Source organism: uncultured Paenibacillus sp. (assembly GCF_963515335.1).
Taxonomy (GTDB): domain Bacteria; phylum Bacillota; class Bacilli; order Paenibacillales; family Paenibacillaceae; genus Paenibacillus_I.
In genome coordinates, this window is the sequence record NZ_CAUPYC010000054.1 from 1 (window position 1) to 17,322 (window position 17,322).

17 protein-coding genes and 1 riboswitch are annotated in these 17,322 nt (G+C 55.4%); of the genes, 9 read left to right on the forward strand and 8 right to left on the reverse strand.

Annotated elements, in window-relative coordinates:
* The first annotated feature begins 270 nt into the window (after window positions 1-270).
* On the forward strand, window positions 271-2,034 hold the full coding sequence (locus tag RWM61_RS15295; protein ID WP_314002312.1) for a methyl-accepting chemotaxis protein: 1,764 nt from the start codon (window positions 271-273) through the stop codon (window positions 2,032-2,034).
* A 64-nt stretch (window positions 2,035-2,098) separates the two neighbouring features.
* Here the strand turns inward: RWM61_RS15295 and RWM61_RS15300 are convergent, their stop codons facing one another.
* Window positions 2,099-2,896: a spore coat protein gene (locus RWM61_RS15300; RefSeq protein ID WP_314002315.1), complete on the reverse strand. Its 798-nt coding sequence runs from the start codon at window positions 2,894-2,896 to the stop codon at window positions 2,099-2,101.
* A gap of 249 nt (window positions 2,897-3,145) precedes the next feature.
* Between RWM61_RS15300 and RWM61_RS15305 the strand changes: the two genes are divergently transcribed.
* The 4 genes from RWM61_RS15305 to RWM61_RS15320 all read left to right on the forward strand — a co-directional run bounded on the left by RWM61_RS15305 (window position 3,146) and on the right by RWM61_RS15320 (window position 6,959).
* The gene (locus tag RWM61_RS15305; protein WP_314002317.1) at window positions 3,146-4,126 is read left to right on the forward strand and encodes a diaminopimelate dehydrogenase; all 981 of its coding nucleotides are present in this window, start codon (window positions 3,146-3,148) and stop codon (window positions 4,124-4,126) included.
* Window positions 4,127-4,387: 261 nt separating this feature from the next.
* The gene (gene gdhA, locus RWM61_RS15310; protein WP_314002319.1) at window positions 4,388-5,764 is read left to right on the forward strand and encodes an NADP-specific glutamate dehydrogenase; all 1,377 of its coding nucleotides are present in this window, start codon (window positions 4,388-4,390) and stop codon (window positions 5,762-5,764) included.
* A 180-nt stretch (window positions 5,765-5,944) separates the two neighbouring features.
* A complete protein-coding gene (locus RWM61_RS15315) occupies window positions 5,945-6,703 on the forward strand; it encodes an exodeoxyribonuclease III (RefSeq protein ID WP_314002321.1) in 759 nt (252 codons plus the stop codon).
* Window positions 6,704-6,863: 160 nt separating this feature from the next.
* Window positions 6,864-6,959, forward strand: a complete 96-nt coding sequence (locus RWM61_RS15320) for a putative holin-like toxin (RefSeq protein ID WP_314002323.1) — start codon at window positions 6,864-6,866, stop codon at window positions 6,957-6,959.
* Between the two features lie 201 nt (window positions 6,960-7,160).
* Here RWM61_RS15320 and RWM61_RS15325 read toward each other — a convergent pair whose 3' ends face one another.
* On the reverse strand, window positions 7,161-8,009 hold the full coding sequence (locus RWM61_RS15325; protein ID WP_314002325.1) for a sulfurtransferase: 849 nt from the start codon (window positions 8,007-8,009) through the stop codon (window positions 7,161-7,163).
* A 90-nt stretch (window positions 8,010-8,099) separates the two neighbouring features.
* Window positions 8,100-9,362 (reverse strand): MFS transporter, encoded by a 1,263-nt coding sequence (locus tag RWM61_RS15330; protein WP_314002327.1) that lies wholly within the window; start codon window positions 9,360-9,362, stop codon window positions 8,100-8,102.
* A 160-nt stretch (window positions 9,363-9,522) separates the two neighbouring features.
* Between RWM61_RS15330 and RWM61_RS15335 the strand changes: the two genes are divergently transcribed.
* On the forward strand, window positions 9,523-10,068 hold the full coding sequence (locus RWM61_RS15335; protein WP_314002329.1) for a GNAT family N-acetyltransferase: 546 nt from the start codon (window positions 9,523-9,525) through the stop codon (window positions 10,066-10,068).
* 62 nt (window positions 10,069-10,130) lie between these two features.
* Here RWM61_RS15335 and RWM61_RS15340 read toward each other — a convergent pair whose 3' ends face one another.
* Entirely contained in the window at window positions 10,131-10,424 is a 294-nt protein-coding gene (locus tag RWM61_RS15340; protein ID WP_314002331.1) for a hypothetical protein, read from the reverse strand.
* Between the two features lie 231 nt (window positions 10,425-10,655).
* On the opposite strand from RWM61_RS15340, the gene motA reads away from it, so the two are divergent.
* Together motA and motB are read left to right on the forward strand one after the other, a co-directional pair.
* Window positions 10,656-11,456, forward strand: coding sequence for a flagellar motor stator protein MotA (gene motA, locus RWM61_RS15345; RefSeq protein ID WP_314002333.1), 801 nt, complete (start codon window positions 10,656-10,658; stop codon window positions 11,454-11,456).
* Complete coding sequence (gene motB, locus RWM61_RS15350) at window positions 11,440-12,270, forward strand: flagellar motor protein MotB (RefSeq protein WP_314002335.1); 831 nt, start codon at window positions 11,440-11,442, stop codon at window positions 12,268-12,270. Before motA ends, motB begins: the two co-directional genes overlap by 17 nt.
* An 85-nt stretch (window positions 12,271-12,355) precedes the next feature.
* Here motB and rluF read toward each other — a convergent pair whose 3' ends face one another.
* The 3 genes from rluF to RWM61_RS15365 all read right to left on the reverse strand — a co-directional run bounded on the left by rluF (window position 12,356) and on the right by RWM61_RS15365 (window position 16,013).
* Window positions 12,356-13,084, reverse strand: a complete 729-nt coding sequence (rluF, locus tag RWM61_RS15355) for a 23S rRNA pseudouridine(2604) synthase RluF (protein ID WP_314002337.1) — start codon at window positions 13,082-13,084, stop codon at window positions 12,356-12,358.
* 13 nt (window positions 13,085-13,097) lie between these two features.
* Window positions 13,098-14,048, reverse strand: coding sequence for a ribose-phosphate diphosphokinase (locus RWM61_RS15360; RefSeq protein WP_314002339.1), 951 nt, complete (start codon window positions 14,046-14,048; stop codon window positions 13,098-13,100).
* A 93-nt stretch (window positions 14,049-14,141) separates the two neighbouring features.
* Entirely contained in the window at window positions 14,142-16,013 is a 1,872-nt protein-coding gene (locus RWM61_RS15365; protein WP_314002341.1) for a PAS domain S-box protein, read from the reverse strand.
* Between the two features lie 287 nt (window positions 16,014-16,300).
* Here RWM61_RS15365 and tadA point away from each other — a divergent pair, with 287 nt between their 5' ends.
* Window positions 16,301-16,762 carry a tRNA adenosine(34) deaminase TadA gene (gene tadA / locus RWM61_RS15370; protein WP_314002367.1) on the forward strand — a complete coding sequence of 154 codons (462 nt, stop codon included), beginning with the start codon at window positions 16,301-16,303 and terminating at the stop codon, window positions 16,760-16,762.
* Here tadA and RWM61_RS15375 read toward each other — a convergent pair.
* Window positions 16,757-16,957, reverse strand: coding sequence for an aspartyl-phosphate phosphatase Spo0E family protein (locus RWM61_RS15375; protein ID WP_314002343.1), 201 nt, complete (start codon window positions 16,955-16,957; stop codon window positions 16,757-16,759). The two genes, tadA and RWM61_RS15375, sit on opposite strands and share 6 nt — an antisense overlap.
* 269 nt (window positions 16,958-17,226) lie before the next feature.
* Window positions 17,227-17,320, forward strand: a riboswitch (cyclic di-GMP riboswitch).
* Window positions 17,321-17,322 lie beyond the last annotated feature (2 nt).

The following is a 17,322-nucleotide window of genomic DNA, read 5'->3' on the forward strand; positions in this document are numbered from 1 at the left end:
ATTTCACACCTTAAAAATTCTAAAAAACTGTCTTGACATCTTGTAGCACCATAAATTGCTTTCCCTGGAGCGGCCTTTTTTGCGTGTCGGCGAGAGGAGGCATGATCTTAGGAAGAGTAGAGATCCCAAAAATAAATACTGTCAAAATACGACCGCGAATGTTGTATGATAAAAGCAACAATACATAAATAGGGCTAATACGCAATCAAAGAGAGGGCGGCGCATCGTTTTGAAAAGCTTTTCAGATAGAAAAGGGAGGCGTACTTGTTCATGAAAACAGCCACTAAGCTCACCACCATCCTTTCTTATCCGTTGAAAATGTCCGGCTTGCTTCGCAATCTCAAATTCCGTTCCAAGCTTATGATTTTGAACACGACTGCAATCGTTTTCATTTTTGTCATCGGGTGGGTCGGCTACTACTATACGGCCGGTATGTCCGCCAACTCCCGCGACCTGTACGAGGAAAGCCTGCTGCCGATAAAATGGCTCAAACAGATTCAAACCACCATGCGGTCGATCGATTCGGCGTCTCTTGAGACCGTCGTCAGCGACAGCACCAACCGCGTTAAATTATTGAATATGGAGATCGAGAAACAAACCAAGCAAGCCGGCGAACTCATCGCCCAATTGCAACAGATCAAAACCGATGCGAATGAACAGATGATGCTCGACTCCTTCCTCGAGCTTTATCCGCAGTACGCTGCATCCTTAAACCGTATGCTGGAGCTTTCCGGCGGCGGCCAAAAAGCCGAGGCATACGGCGTATACTCCAAAGAGGTATTTCGCATCAAAGACCGGGTGAACAACCTGATCAACGAATTGGCGATGTACCGGGAGATGCGGGCCGAGCAGTTGAATGCCGATAATGGAAAAGACTACGCAGACGCCTTCCGAATTATTGTCATTGCCGCGGCGGTTGCCGTTGTGCTGATGATTGCGATCGGCACCGCGATCAACCGCGCCATTACGCACCCGATCCGCGCCCTGCAGCTGCAAATGCAGAAGGCTGCTGCGGGAGACTTGTCCGCGCGCGGGAATTATCCTTACCGGGACGAAGTCGGCAGTCTCTCGCAGTCGTTCAATGCGATGGTGGACGGGCTCCAAAGCCTGGTTCAGCAGATCAACCTCAATGCGCAGACCCTTTCCGCCCGGTCGGCGGCGCTGCTGGCCAGCGCGCAGGAGGGATCGAACGCCGCCAATCATATGGCGTCCTCAAGCCAGCTTCTCGCCGATGAATTCGAGAAGCAGGTCGACGCCGTGTCGCAGGCGAACGGCGCGGTACAGCTAATGAATACGACCATCGTACATATCGAGAATGCGGCGGGCTCCGTCGCGGTTCTGTCCAAGGATGCCTCCGCCGCATCCCGGGACGGAATGGAATCCGTCGAAGCCATTGCCGGTCAGATGAATGCGGTATCGGCCGCCGTGCACGGGGCGACGGATACGATCATGGAGCTTAACGAACGAGCGGGAGAGATCGGCAATATCGTGGGCGTCATGAACGAGATCGCCAAGCAGACGAACCTGCTTGCCCTTAACGCCTCAATCGAGGCGGCAAGAGCCGGCGAGGTCGGACGCGGATTCGCCGTTGTCGCGGGCGAGGTGAAGAAGCTCGCCGAACAGTCCTCGCGATCCTCGCAGAATATCGAGGAGCTGATCAAGCAAACCCAGGCCGGCATCGTCAGCGCCGCCGCGGCGATGGAGACCGGCACCAGGCAGGTTGAGCAAGGGCTTGCGGCCACGGCTGCCGTTCAGGAGTCGTTCCACCGGATCGAAACCGCTGTCAATAACGTCCATGTAAAAGCGGAAGACGTCAATGCGGCGGTGCAGCAGCTGACCGCGAGCAACGATCAGATTCTGGAGGTCATGCGGATGGTCAGCGCGATGTCCGAAACGGGTCTCGGCATTAGCCAGGAGGTATCCGCCGCGAGCGAGGAGCAGTTCGCCGGCAACGATGAAATCTCGCATTCCGCCGAAGCGCTTTCCGGTATGGCGGTCGAGCTGCAGGCATCGCTGCAGCGGTTCAAGCTGTAGGAAAACGAAAGAGACCGCGCCAAGCGCGGTCTCTTCGTTTTCGTTTGTTCTGCCCGGATTGCGTTTATTGCGGCATGGAGCCTTGCGTATTCGCCCCGCCGTACACCGGTTGTCCGCCTCGAAGGCTTTGATTGTAGAAACCCGCACCTCCGCTTGCGCCGTACGCCCCGGCTCCGTAGCTCTGCGCGCCATTTCCGCCTTCGCCGTACAGAACGCTGTTAGCTGAGCCGGCATTCAAATTGCCGTTCGTTGCATAACCGCCGTTTGCTCCCATGCCGGATCCCATGTCTTGCACGCCGTATTGCGCCTGGAGCGCCTCGCCCGCCGGTTGATAGCGGTGCAGCAACGTTTTCGCCGTGTGGTCCTTGAGGGTCGGAACCTGATACAAGCCCTGCTCGTTCATGAAGAGGAACACCTCGTAAGCCTGATTCATACAGGTTGCCGCGGAATTCATCATCAGCATGCGAAGGTTGGGGTCTGCGCATTCCAACGCCGCCGATGAGCAGTTTCTGGCGCCGTTTTTGTGACACAGCAGCATTGCCGTCGCGATCTCCCCGTCATAGAAACGGGCATCCGCCTGCGGTGCGAATTCCGGAGGATTATGAAGACCATAGCGAATCTGCTGTGGTGTTATCCCCTGGATATTCGTATGGGGAGGAATCGGGGAAAATCCATTGTAATCGTGCGTGTAGTTCACGATTTCGTTATAAGACCGGATTTCCTCCTGTTGATGGCGAACGATCATATCCATCAGCTGAGGGTTCTTGACTTCCTGTGCATAAAGGTTGAAGTGGGAGATGCAGTTGATCTTCTCCATCAAAATCTCGTGCGTTTCCATTGACTCGTGCGCACCGAACGGCATTGGTAAATCACTCCTTTGTTTGATAACAGCCAGAGGATAATATTGCCGGGTGCCACGTCGATTATGCACACGATTTGAAAACCGGAATAAACATTTTTGAATAATACATTCTTATAAACCACACGATAAATCGCGATCTATTTTGCTAATTTCCAGCCGTTACAGTTTACATTCCATGTAACATCTCTATACTTATGAGTTAGGCAAAAGCTATTTCATACGAACAGATCAAGGAGGACTTTATCAACAATGTCGATAAAAGTGGGTATTGCAGGTTATGGAAATCTCGGCAAAGGTGTCGAAAAGGCCATTCGGCAAAATTCGGACATGGAGCTCGTCGCCGTCTTCACCCGCAGACAGCCCGACCAACTCGCGCCAGGCGGGAACGGCGTCCGTTTTGAGCATATTTCCGCGGCGGAGCAGTATAAGGGTATAATCGATGTCATGCTTCTGTGCGGCGGATCGGCGACCGACCTTCCCGAGCAGACGCCCGCGATCGCCAAAATGTTCAATACGGTCGACAGCTTCGACACGCATGCCAAAATCCCTGAATTCTACGCAGCCGTCGATGCGGCGGCCAAGCAAGGCGGAACGCTGGCGGTCATCTCCACAGGCTGGGATCCGGGGTTGTTCTCGCTTAACCGGCTGCTCGCCGAAGCCATTCTCCCCGAAGGCAAGGACTATACGTTCTGGGGCAAAGGCGTAAGCCAAGGCCATTCCGACGCGATTCGGCGCGTGCCCGGCGTGAAAGCCGGCGTGCAATATACGGTTCCCGTGCAGGAAGTCATCGACCGTATCCGCTCGGGCGAGACGCCGGAATTGACGACGCGCGAAAAGCATCTGCGTCAATGCTACGTAGTAGCGGAAGAAGGCGCGGACCGGGAGAAAATCCTCGAAACGATCGTCAATATGCCGAACTACTTCTCGGATTACGACACAACGGTTCATTTCATTTCGGAAGAGGAATTGAAAGCCGAGCATCAGGGCATGCCGCACGGCGGATTTGTTATCCGGAGCGGCATTACCGGGGAAGGGACAAAGCAAATCGTCGAATTCGGCTTGAAGCTGGAGAGCAATCCGGAGTTCACGGCTAGCGTACTCGTCGCCTGCGCGCGGGCCGCATACCGGCTCGGCAAGGAAGGGCAGTCCGGCGCCAGGACGGTATTCGATATCCCGCTCGGCCATCTGTCGCCAAAATCACCGGACGAGCTTCGCCGAGAATTACTGTAAAATGATAATGACCTTGTCATCCATGAGATGGCAAGGTCATTCTGTTATATGAATTTTATTGTAATAGAGTAAATTAATCAGGCACCAAATATATTTTAATTGGCGAATCCTCGAATCTTTGTTTAGAATTGTGTAAGTACAAAGTGCAAATAATTACACAAAAAATGCAAATCGCGTGAGCAGGAAACAGGAATAGATGCAAACAAAGATACAAAAACTGCAAATTCCGCGATTCAAACGAACGAAGGAGAGTTGTTAAACGTGATAACGGTTACTCCCGAACAAGACCTGGCAGCAGCAACACAATATGTGCAGTCGGTGTACGAATCGGTCGTCAAGCGCAATCCCCACGAAAGCGAATTTCACCAAGCAATCAAAGAAATTCTGGATTCCCTCGTGCCTGTGTTCGCCAAGCATCCGAAATACATGCAGCACAGCATTCTTGAGCGGATCGTAGAACCCGAGCGTGTCGTTTCCTTCCGTGTCCCTTGGGTGGACGATGCGGGCAAGGTCCAGGTCAACCGCGGCTTCCGCGTGCAATTCAACAGCGCGATCGGACCTTACAAGGGCGGGCTTCGTTTTCATCCGTCCGTCAACGCAAGCATCATCAAGTTTCTCGGCTTCGAGCAAATTTTCAAAAACTCGTTGACCGGCCAGCCGATCGGCGGCGGCAAAGGCGGATCCGACTTCGACCCGAAGGGCAAATCGGACAATGAAATTATGCGCTTCACCCAAAGCTTCATGACCGAGCTGTTCAAATATATCGGTCCCGATGAGGACGTGCCGGCCGGCGACATCGGGGTCGGCGGCAGGGAAATCGGCTACATGTTCGGGCAGTACCGGCGGATTCGCGGCGGCCATGAGGCCGGCGTTCTGACAGGCAAAGGCGTCATTTTCGGCGGAAGCCTTACAAGAACGGAAGCGACCGGATACGGCTGCGTGTACTTCGTGAATGAAATGCTGAAATTCAAAGGCTTGAGCTTCGAGGGAAGCACCGTTGTCGTCTCCGGTTCAGGCAACGTAGCGATCTATGCCATCGAGAAAGCCCATCAATTGGGCGCCAAGGTCGTCGCGTGCAGCGACTCGGGCGGCTACGTCTACGACGCGAACGGCATCAACCTCGCGACCGTCAAACGTTTGAAAGAGGTCGAGCGCAAGCGGATCCGCGAGTATGTAAATGAGCACCCGCATGCGATATACATCGAAGGCTTCGAAGGCATTTGGACGATCCCTTGCGACATCGCGCTTCCGTGCGCAACGCAAAATGAAATCAACGAGAACGCCGCCAGAATCCTGGTCGCAAACGGCGTAAAAGCGATCGGCGAAGGCGCGAACATGCCGAGCACGCTGGAAGCGATCGAGGTGTTTCATGACAATCATGTGCTGTTCGGACCGGCCAAAGCGGCCAATGCGGGCGGCGTCGCGGTTTCCGCGCTCGAGATGGCCCAGAACAGCATGAGACTGAACTGGACGTTCGAGGAAGTGGACGCGAAGCTGCACAGCATCATGAAAAACATCTACCAGAACGCCGTATTGGCGGCCGAAGAGTACGGTTATTCCGGAAACCTGGTCGTCGGCGCCAACATCGCCGGCTTCACCCGGGTTGCCGATGCCATGATTGCGCAAGGCGTCGTGTAAATCAGGCTCCGCGCAAACGAAAGGGCCGGAAATCTCAGGCGAGATTTCCGGCCCTTTGCGCATGCCGTCAGCCGTGTCAAGCCGCACCGGGTCTGAGACTTTAGCATGGCAGCCGACTAAGCATAAATCCCGATCCGGTGTTATAATGGAGCGTATAAACAAGCGGGAGACGACGACTTTATGAAGCTGGTATCCTGGAATGTAAATGGCTTAAGGGCGTGCGTTAACAAAGGCTTTCACGATTACTTCAGAGAAACGGCAGCCGATATTTTCTGCATTCAGGAGACGAAGCTGCAAGAAGGACAAATCAACATGGATAGCCTTGAGGGGTATTCGCAGTATTGGAACCACGCGATCAAGAAGGGATATTCCGGGACGGCCGTATTTACGAAGCTCAAGCCTCTGTCGGTGCGGTACGGCCTGGAGGAGGATCAGGAGCCCGAAGGACGGATCCTGACGTTGGAGTTTGACGGCTTCTATCTCGTCAATGTGTATACGCCGAATGCCCGAAGAGATTTATCCAAGCTGCCGTACCGGCTGGAATGGGAGGATCGCTTTTGCGCCTATTTGCTGGAGCTGGACGCACGCAAGCCTGTCATTATTTGCGGCGACTTGAATGTGGCCCACCGGGAGATCGACATCAAGAATGCCAAATCCAACCGCGGCAACTCCGGCTTTACCGATGAGGAAAGAGACAAGATGACACGGCTGCTGGACGCCGGATTTATCGATACGTTCAGACATTTTTATCCGGACCGGACGGACGCCTATTCCTGGTGGTCTTATATGCCGAAGGTGAGAGAGCGGAACATCGGGTGGAGAATCGATTATTTCCTCGTCTCCGCCAGGTTGAAGTCCCATTTGATCGACGCGCGAATCGACTGCGACATCATGGGGAGCGACCATTGCCCAGTGGTGCTGGAGATAGCGGATCTGTGAAGCAAGGCCAGGATGCCTCGAGTTCTTCAAAAGAATAATTTTCCGCCAACTCTGTACCCGACCTGCCGAACACTTGATCGCATAACGGATTAACGGTAAGATAGAAATGTACAATTGAACCTTGGGTGGGCGTGGTTTCCCTTCGGAAGGAGGTGAGGCCATGGAGCTAAAAGACGCAATTACGATCATGATTCTTTTCGGCACATTCATCATTGCGCTTTTAACATACATCGCGAATAACTACAAGAGAAAGTAAAAACCCACCCCAAGGTTGACCGCCGAAGGTGGGTTTTTGTGCTCTTCATTGAACTTGAAGGGGCATCCCATCCAAGCCAATTGTGCAAGCCGAGTGTTTGCCGCACTCGGTCTTTCTGATTTTGATTTTAACATATGCGAGATCGCATAGACAAGTGCGGTTTGATACAACTGCCAATATCATCGTCCTGGCCGCTGCCTCTTATTCTTCCCCCGTCGCCACCCGGTTCTCCTTGTTCGACACCCAATCGCTCCAGCTTCCCGCGTACAGCTTCACGTTGCGGAAGCCGGCCGCTTCCAGCGCGAACACGTTCGGGCAGGCCGTCACGCCCGAGCCGCAGTAGACGATGATCTCGGCGTCCTCCGGCAGATCGGCGAACCGCTCGCGCTGCGCCTCCGCGCTTTTCCAGCGTCCTTCCTCATCCAAGCCGTACTTCCAGAACCGGTTGATTGCGCCCGGTATATGACCGGCTACCGGATCGATCGGCTCTGATTCGCCCAAGTAGCGGAATGCTTCCCGCGAATCGATCAGTACCGCACCCGGCTTGCCCAGCAACGCCCGCACCTCGGCCTGATCGGCCGCCAGTTCCGGACGAATCCGCACTTCATACGTCACATCCTCCACCGGCGCCGGCACCTCTGCCGTCACAGGCCGGCCCTTGGCCGACCACTCGGCGAATCCGCCGTCCAGCATATATGCCCCGCCCGTATGGCCGGTATAGCGAAGCAGCCAGCATAACCGGGCCGCCATCGCGCCGCCTTGATCGTCGTAGGCGACGACCGTCGTTTCATTGCCGATTCCCATCCGCGATAAAGCGGCAGCCAGTCTGTCCGCATCCGGCAGCGGATGGCGTCCGCCCGCTCCGCCGGGCTGTTTCGGTCCCGATAAATCCCGCTCCAGGTCCGCATAATAGGCTCCCGGTATATGAACCGCCAGATAGGCCAATCGCCCCGCCTCCGGATCGTTAAGCGCAAACCTGCAATCCACGACGGCAAGCCCTTCCTCGCCTAACCGGGCCGCCAGCCACTCCGTCGTTACGGTTCCTTTCATACGTCTCAGCTCCTTTATCGATTCCGGCACGCAGCAGGTCTGCGCTCAGATCCCGCGCGCGTTGCAGCGCTGCATGGCGGCGATTCCTTCCTAACGTCTGGCAGCCTTCGGCCGTCGAAGACCGCCATTTTCCGCATCGCGGCCAACTTCAGCCGACCTCGTCTCTACCGCCTCCGCCCGCTTGATGCGTTTAGCCGAAGCCGCCATGGCGCCTAGCAGGACGATAAGCATGGAAGAAGCGACGACAAGCATCCACAGCGTAAACCCCGCATCATATTGTTCCATGAGCGAACCGGTCAGCCTCGGCATCAATGCGCCTCCCAGCCCTCCGGCCGCGATAAGCAGGCTCGTCGTTTTCTCGGTCATGCCCGCAATTCGCTCATTGACGTACAATAAGCCGATGGCGAACACGCCCGACCACAGCAGACCGTCGAGACCGATCCAGACCAACCCGAACCCGCCGCTGCCGGTCAAAGCGATGAACGCCATTACAGCCGCACCGGCTGCGGTCGATAAGAGCAAATACCGGAAATAGCCGCCCCATTCCGCCAACCTGCCGGAGAACAGCCTGCCGACCACCATCATGCCCCAGAAAATGCTGAGGGAGGAAGCGGCGGCAGCCTCGCTCATGCCCGTTCGCTCCTTCATAATTGCAGGCAAATAATTGCTGAAGCTCATTTCCATGCCCACATAGATCGCGAAGTACAGTGTCCCGATCAACAACAACGGCATCGTAGCAACGCTGTACCGGGCCATACGCTTCACCCCCGCACCGGCTGAAGAAGACGGCGAGTACGCGAGCAGGTCATCCGTCTGTCCGAACGACACCGTCAGCCACAGCAGCGTCGTAATGCCGGCCAAGCCCGTGACGATCGGAAAAGCGAACTGCCATACATCGGCATCGATGAGCAGCGCGGCGATGCCCGGCATGACGAGCGCCCCGAGACCGAAAAACACCTCCAGCCGCGTCATCGCCTCGGCCTTGCGCCGGGCCACAAATTCGATAATGACCGCGCCGAGCACGGCCTCCGTCAGCCCGAACCCGAAGCCCGCGACCGGAGCGACGGTAAGCATCCATTCCCAAGGCGGCAGCAGGCTGTAGGCCGCCTCGGCGGCAGTCAGCGCGCCGAGCGCCGCCAGCAGCGCGTTGCGCCTGCCGACTCTTCGCGTCATGTACGGCGCGGCCAACACGCCGAACAAAAATCCAAGAAACTGGTTCATAATCCATTGACCGCCGTCCCCATATTGCAGGCCGTAGTAGTCCAGCACCTGGATCAGCACCGCGCCCGCGACGACGTGCGCCATACCGATCACCAAATAGGACAAGCAGCCCAACCAAATCAATTTGCGCATGATATCTCCTTTGTACATTCGTGCTGTATCCGGTTGCATCTTAACCGATGCGCATCGTTTCTTCCAATCATCCTATCCTACGATATCCATCATACCACGCGGCGCCGGCCGTTTGGTATACTGATTACAACGCCGGACGGCAAATAGGAGGAATGGCCCCATGATCCGCAATACAGGCTCGAATAGCGCAGAAAAGCTGCCGGAACCTTTTCGCGGCATCCGCGTTGTCCCCATGCAGGAATCGCATGGACCGCTGCTGTGCGCTTGGCGGTATAAGAAGCCGTACGACATTTTCAACTGGCCGTCTTGGGAGGAAATGACCGCCCGCGCGATCGAGTTCGGCGACCCCGAGCTCCGCGCCAAGCAGTTCGCGTCCGTAGTCAATGGAGACGGCGAACTGCTCGGCTTCGCGCAATTTTTCCCGATTACGGGCGTTACAAGGCTCGGCGTCGGCATGCGCCCCGACTTATGCGGCCTGGGTGCGGGCCCGGCTTTCATGCGGGCGATTGCGGAAGAAGCGCGCCGCCGGATGCCGGGCAACATCATCGACCTTGAAGTGTTGACGTGGAACAAACGGGCGATCAAAGCCTACAGCAAAGCCGGATTCGTCGTAGAGGACACCTATTGGCGGCCGACGCCGATCGGGCCGGACGAATTCCACTGCATGGTTTACCGCGCCGGCGGGCCGGACGCAGGCACAAGCTGACATGCGAAACAAGCCCGCGGCGCACGCGCGATGCGTTCCGCGGACCTTCGCCTGTCTGTGGCCTAGATCAAACGAACGATCCGAATTTCCGTACCGTCCACCGACACCTCGATGACATGATGCTTCGGACGGTAGACCACGACACCGCCTCCCACCTCAATCGTCGGCTGCTCGCCGAGCCCGTAGAAAACATCGTCCGCCAGCGCCTCCATCACCTCCCGCCGCTCGCTCTCCCCAAGCGTCTCCCACTCTTCCCCCGTCATATCGAAAAATGTATGGCTGTCCGCAATCCCGCCGACCGCATCGGTCAAATCCCGCAGAATGTCCCTGTATTCTCTTGCATGCTTCACGCCCATCCGATTCCCTTCCCTCCTCATGTTTGCGGCCAAAAGCCGTTCGCTTCCAGATCAGAAGCAGACACTTCCCGTCACCGCCACGAAACAGACACAACTCCACTTCCTATTAAACTTTACTCTAATATTCTCCACATTTCTGACGATAAATACTATAATGGATTTTGTCGAAAACGTTCGTTCTTTGCCGCAATCCGCTCGACCCGGTATTTACATTTGGCTATGAGGTGTATTATGGAAAAATCAACCGTTATCGGAATCGCACTCGGTTTGGTCGCCGTCTTGCTCGGGATGTTCCTTAAGGAAGCGCCGCTCGGCCAACTTATCAATCCAGCCGCTTATGTTATTATTTTGGTCGGCACTGCGGCCTCGCTTTTCATCGGCTTTCCGCTTTCCGAAATCAAGAAATTCCCTGCGCTCCTCAGAATCGTTTTTCGCGAGCAGAAGCTCGTGCCGCGTGAAGAATTGATCAGCATGTTCATGGAATGGGCGACGATCACCCGCCGTGAAGGTTTGCTTGCCCTTGAATCGAAGGTGGATGAAATCGAAGATCCGTTCCTCCGCAACGGGATGCGCATGATCATCGACGGCAACGACCAGGACTTCGTCCGGGACGTCCTGCTGGAGGAAGTATCCGCAACGGAGGATCGCCATAAAGCCGGAGCGCTGATTTTTTCCCAGGCCGGCATGTATGCGCCGACGCTTGGGGTTCTGGGCGCCGTTATCGGCCTGATCGCAGCGCTTGCCGACATGAGCAATATGGAAGCGCTGGCCAAGGCGATCGCAGCCGCGTTCATCGCTACGCTGCTCGGTATCTTTACCGGATATGTCCTTTGGCATCCGATCTCCAACAAGCTGAAACGGCTTTCCCGCCGGGAGTCCGAAATCAGGCTCATGATGGTCGAAGGCTTGCTCTCCATTCAATCGGGCGTATCGACGATCGCAATCAGCCAGAAGCTTTCCGTCTTCCTGACGCCGACCGAACGGAAAGCCATGTCGGAAACGGAGGGTACAGCCGTTGAGCAAAAAGCATAAGCATGAAGAGCATGAAGAACACGCAGATGAAACGTGGCTCATTCCTTATGCGGACTTGTTGACGCTTCTTCTTGCCCTTTTTATTGTATTGTACGCGATGAGCTCCGTCGATGCGAAGAAATTCGAGGATCTGAGCAAGGCGTTCAACATCGCTTTCAACAGCGGCAGCGGCGTGCTCGATCAATCGGCGGTCGTAACGAACGCGAATCGGATGAATGAGGAAGACCGGACCAAACGGAACAGCGACGGCAAGCAGACGATGAGTGAAAGGCAGCGGCAGCAGGAAGTGCAGACACTCCGGCAAAAGGAGCAGCAGGAGTTTGAGAGGCTGAAGAGGCAGCTTGATCAATACATCGAGAACAACGGCCTGACGACGAAGCTGGGAACGAAGCTGAACCAATCCCAATTGATGATCACGATCAGCAACAATGCCTTATTCGACTCGGGAAGCGCGGCCATCAAGGAAGAATCGGCCAAGCTGGCGACGGCGATCGGCATCATGCTGAAGGCCTATCCCGGCTACGAGATCAAGGTGGCGGGCCACACGGACAACCGGCCGATCCATACAGTGGAGTTCCCCTCCAACTATGAGCTAAGCGCAAAGCGCGCCATCAACTTCATGACGATCCTGATTGCGGCCGGCCAATTGGATCCTAAGCTGGTCAGCCCCACGGGGTACGGCGAGTTCCGCCCCATCGCCACAAACGACACGGCCGCCGGCAGGGCCAGGAACCGCCGCGTCGAAGTCTCGATTATCCGCAAATATACGGACGCCGCGGCGACCCAGACGCTTACGGTTGCCGCTGAGCGGTAATCCGCACGGTCTCCATAGACAACAAGACAGTCCAGCCTCCCGCTTCCGCGGGGCGGTTGACCGTCTTATCTTTATGTCGACCGCATCACTTGCCGGCGTCGGCGTCAGCGCCGGCGCCGGGCTCATAACCAAGCAATCCGAACAGCGTCCGTTTCTCTTCCTGCGTCAAATCGCGCCATGACCCGACGGGCAGTTCCCCCAGCTTCACGTTCATGATGCGGACCCGCTTCAGCCGCCTGACCTGGTAGCCGAATGCCGTGCACATGCGGCGGATTTGCCGGTTCCGCCCTTCGGTCAGCACGATCCGGAACACCCGGTCGGCGACGCGGGTTACCTTGCAAGGCAGCGTCATGCTCCCAAGTATCCGAACCCCGCTGCTCATGCCCTGAACGAAGACAGGCGTAATCGGCTTGTCGACGGTTACGATATATTCCTTCTCGTGCCGCCCTTCGGCGCGCAGCACCTTGTTGACGATATCGCCGTCGTTCGTGAGCAGGATCAGCCCTTCGGAATCCTTGTCCAGCCGGCCGATCGGAAAAATCCTCTCCTTATGGCCGACGAAATCCACGATGTTTTCCTTCACATGGCTCTCGGTCGTGCTCGTAATGCCGACTGGCTTGTTCAGCGCGATATAAACATGACTTTTATGTTCGCCGATCGGCTTGCCGTCGACTCTGACGTCGTCTCCGATTTCGGCTTGGCTGCCGAGTTCGGCTTTCACGCCGTTAATCGTCACCCTGCCGCTGTCGACCAGCTTGTCGGCCTCCCTTCGGGAGGTATAGCCGCTCTCGCTGATGAATTTGTTAATCCGCACGGTCGATTCTCCTCTAGATCCCGCGCGATTTAAACAAGGTCGCGATGGAACCGCCCTCCACGATCGCCCGGATCGCTTCGGTAATGAGATTGCTCATCGAAATCACGACCAGCTTGTCCGAGTCGCTCGTGTGCTGCAGGATCGAGTCCGTCACTACGATTTCCTTAATATGCGGATGGTCCAATTTGGCAAGCGCGTTGCCGGAAAACAGGCCGTGCGTGGCGACCGCGATACAATCCTTCGCCCCGCTCTCCGCAAGCCGGTTCACCACGCCGAGTATGGTCTTGCCCGTGTCGATCATATCCTCGACGATGATCGGCGTCATGCCCGCCACGTCGCCGATGACGTGCGTCGTCTCGGCCCCTGTGAGACTGTCCTTGTTCGTCACGACAATCGCAAACGTGGCATCCATGTAATTGGCCAGCTTCTCCGCCGTGGATGCCCGCCCTGCGTCCGGCGAAACAATGACGGGATTTTCGATCGCTTTGCCCTTCAAATAATCGGTCAGTTCATCCAGCGCCGTCAGATGGTCAACCGGAAAGTTGAAGAATCCCTGAATCGCCGCGGTATGCAGATCCAGCGTGATGATCCGCGATGCGCCTGCCGCATACAGCAAGTCGGCGACCAGCTTCGCCGAGATGGCCTCGCGGGGAGCCCGTTTTCTTTCCTGGCGGGCGTAGCCGTAATACGGCATAATGATATTAATCGTTTTGGCCGACGCTCTTTTCGCCGCATCGATCATAACCAGAAGCTCCATGAAATGTTCGTTGATCGGGTCGGACAAGGACTGCACGATGAAAATATCGCAGGTTCGGATCGGCTCCTTGTAAGCGACATAGACCTCGCCGTTTTCAAACCGCGAGATTTTCACGTCTCCCAAAGGCATCCCCAGCTTGTCGCATATGCTCGCCGCGAGCGGAATATTCGAAGAGCCGGCAAAAATTTTAACCTTATCCCTAATCATGAGCTTAACCTCCGTGGACACCGCCTGATTGTTTCTGCCATTATAATAAATTTTCCGGAAAATTGCACACGGCGAATCATGCGCTACCCCGCCCTATTCCGCCGATGCCGGCAGCGTAATCGTGACGATTGTCCCCACGCCGACCTTGCTTTGAATGTCCATTGCGCCTTGATGGCTTTGGATAATCCGCTGGCTGACCATAATGCCGAGACCGGTGCCGGTTTCTTTGCCTGTAAAAAACGGATCGCCGAGCTTCGGAATCATGTCCTCGGGAATGCCGACTCCGTGGTCGACGATCGCAACCGAGATCGTGTGCAGCGCCGGCTTCTTGACCAGGATCTCGATCTCGCCGCCGGACGGCATCGCCTCGATCGCATTTTTCAGCACATTGATGAATACCTGCTTCAATTGATTTTCTTCACAGTCAATTTTATATGGCTCCGATTCAAACCGGGTCACGAATATAATGTTGCATAGATGAGCCTGCGAATCCAGCAGGGACATGACGTCTCCAAGGATATTGCGGATATCCTTGGTTTCGAATTTCGTCGCCTGGGGCTTGGCCAGGATGAGAAACTCGCTGACGATCAGATTGATTCGGTCCAGTTCGGACAGCATAAGCTCCGTATGCCCGAGGTTGTGTTTGCCCGTCTGCAGCTGCAGCTGGAGAAAGCCTCTCAGCGTCGTGAGCGGATTGCGGATTTCATGCGCGACCCCCGCCGCCAATTGCCCGACGGTATTCAATTTCTCGGCGCGCCTGAGCAGCTCATCCATTTTATTGCGCGTCGTGATGTCCCGGGTGATGCTGGCATACGCGCGGATCACGCCTTTCTTGTCGCGAATCGGCGAGGTCGTGACGCTTACGTCGATCGAACTGCCGTCCTTGCGCAGCCGAACCGTTTCCCGGGCGGTCAGCATCGTGCCGGAAGCCAGCTCCTTGTAGGCTTGCCGTTCCTCCTCCCGGCACCGTTCCGGCACAAGATCAAGCTTCCGGCCGACCGCCTCTTCCGCATCCCAGCCGAACATCCGCTCAAAGGCCTGGTTCACCTGCATGATTGTACCGTTGGTGGCTTCGACATGTATGGCATCGGTCGTATTGTTAATGATCGACTCCAGATATTCCTTCATCGAACGGTTTTCTTCAAAAGCATTTTTCAGCTTGGTCGTGTAAACGTCCAGGTTTTTGGACATCGCGTTAATCCGGGCCGCCAACTGCCCCAGCTCGTCCTTGCCCCTCGCCTCAAGCGCCGTATCGAACCGCCCGTCCGCCACCTCGTTTACTTTGTCCAGAATCGATTTCACCGGCCGGATCAGGAGCCCCGACAACAGATAGCTTGTGAAAATAACGAAAATGAGCAGCGTTCCGGCCAGCAGAATCGCATTGGCACGCTGTTCATTGATCCTTGCATTCAAATCATCGCGGCTCAGCACAGTCCTAACCACATACGGAGTGTCATCATAAGTGCCGGTGTCGTACCGGAAGCCGATATAACCCAATGTATAGGCGTCACCGCGCAGCGAGATTCGCCGGAATACGCTGTCTCCCTGCGCCGCTTTACCGACGTCTCGGACGTCGTTGTCCCCGTCGCTGAGAGTGTAATCTCCGTATAAAACCGTTAAAAAACCGGCCTTCTTGCCAGTCGGCCTCCCCTCCCGCATGGCGGAACGGCCGCCGGCCGTGAATGACGATGCGTCAATGACGGCGATTTCCACCAACTCCGGGTTAGACCCCACGATTTCGTTTATGACCGACTCCGCTCCGGAGGACCCTGCGCCGTATTCCGTTTTCACCAGGTAATGCTGATTAATGGCCCCCGAGATCTGCTTGGAGAACCTGACCATATCCGCCTCGGATTCCTCCCGCAAGTTGACCCGCATCGAATAATCGTTCAAAATGACAGTAATCGCCAAAAAGATAAACATGATGAGGGAAATCGAAAGCGTCAATTTGCTCTTTACCGACAAACGACGACACATCCTTTTCGATGAAGGTCTTCTTTTCGATCATATCATAATTGGAATCTGATCGTACGCCAATTCACCGTTTATCCTCAAAAATATACCCACAATGTGTACAACTATGTGGAAAACGCCAATGTTATCCACATAGTTGTACACATGCTGTTAACAACGAATATTTGTTCGGGGCATAATTCGATTGGATTCGACAATACCGGTTGTCGAAATCAACGGGATAACACGCGTCATCCCCTATGGAACTTGCCGAATGAAAGGAAGAAGCTTGCGTGACGATGTCCGACGAAGATCAATTTTATATGCGGGAAGCGATCGCCGAAGCCAGAATCGCCGAAGAAATCCGGGAGGTCCCGATCGGAGCGGTCATCGTGCGGCATGGGGAAATTATCGGCCGGGGCCACAATCTGCGGGAGACACTTAACGATCCTACCGCCCACGCGGAAATGATCGCCATAAAAAAAGCCAGCGAACGCCTCAATGCCTGGCGGCTGCTGGACTGTACGTTATATGTAACGCTTGAGCCCTGTCCGATGTGCGCGGGAGCCATCGTACAGGCTCGAATCGGCCGGGTCGTGTACGCCGCCTCCGACAAGAAGGCAGGCTGCGCAGGAACTCTCATGAACTTATTGCAGGAAGAGCGGTTCAACCATATGGCAATCGTTGAAGCCGGCGTTTTGCAAGAGGAATGCGCCTCCATGCTGACCCGGTTCTTTCGGCGGCTGCGCGGAAAGCTATAGGTGGGTCGTCGGCTTGCTTTCGCCGCTCACGCCGGGATCTTCGCGCTGCAGCTGCTGCAGCACGATAATAAGCCGGTCAGCCTCCTCGCTTAGCGCCAGAACGTCCGGATGGGTTAAGCTGCCCCTCGCCTCCGCCAGATCGTGCAGACGCAAACGCAGCGTTTGAAGCTGGTTAAGCAGGTTGCGTTTGTCCATATGCGCTTCAATTGCCCCAATCTTAGGTACCGTAGTCGTACCCCCATTATACACATATTCCCGGACAAATTTTGTAAAAAATTGTCGATGAATGCGTATTACTTTTAGCATTATTTCATTCTGCAACTATTGTATTGGGTATATAGTCCCTTTTCCCTAATTTTATCGAGCCGGTCGGTAAAACCCGCGCCTTTTACTCGCAAAATCGATTGCGAAATCTCTTGGAACTTATTATACTTAGTTACATAGTCATGAATAAATTACCATATAATCGACAATGGCAAACTTGCCGAAAGGCAGGGACGCAAAGCTGAGGGACTAAGGTTCCGTTCCGACAGGAGCTACGATCGCCTGGTTGCCGAAAG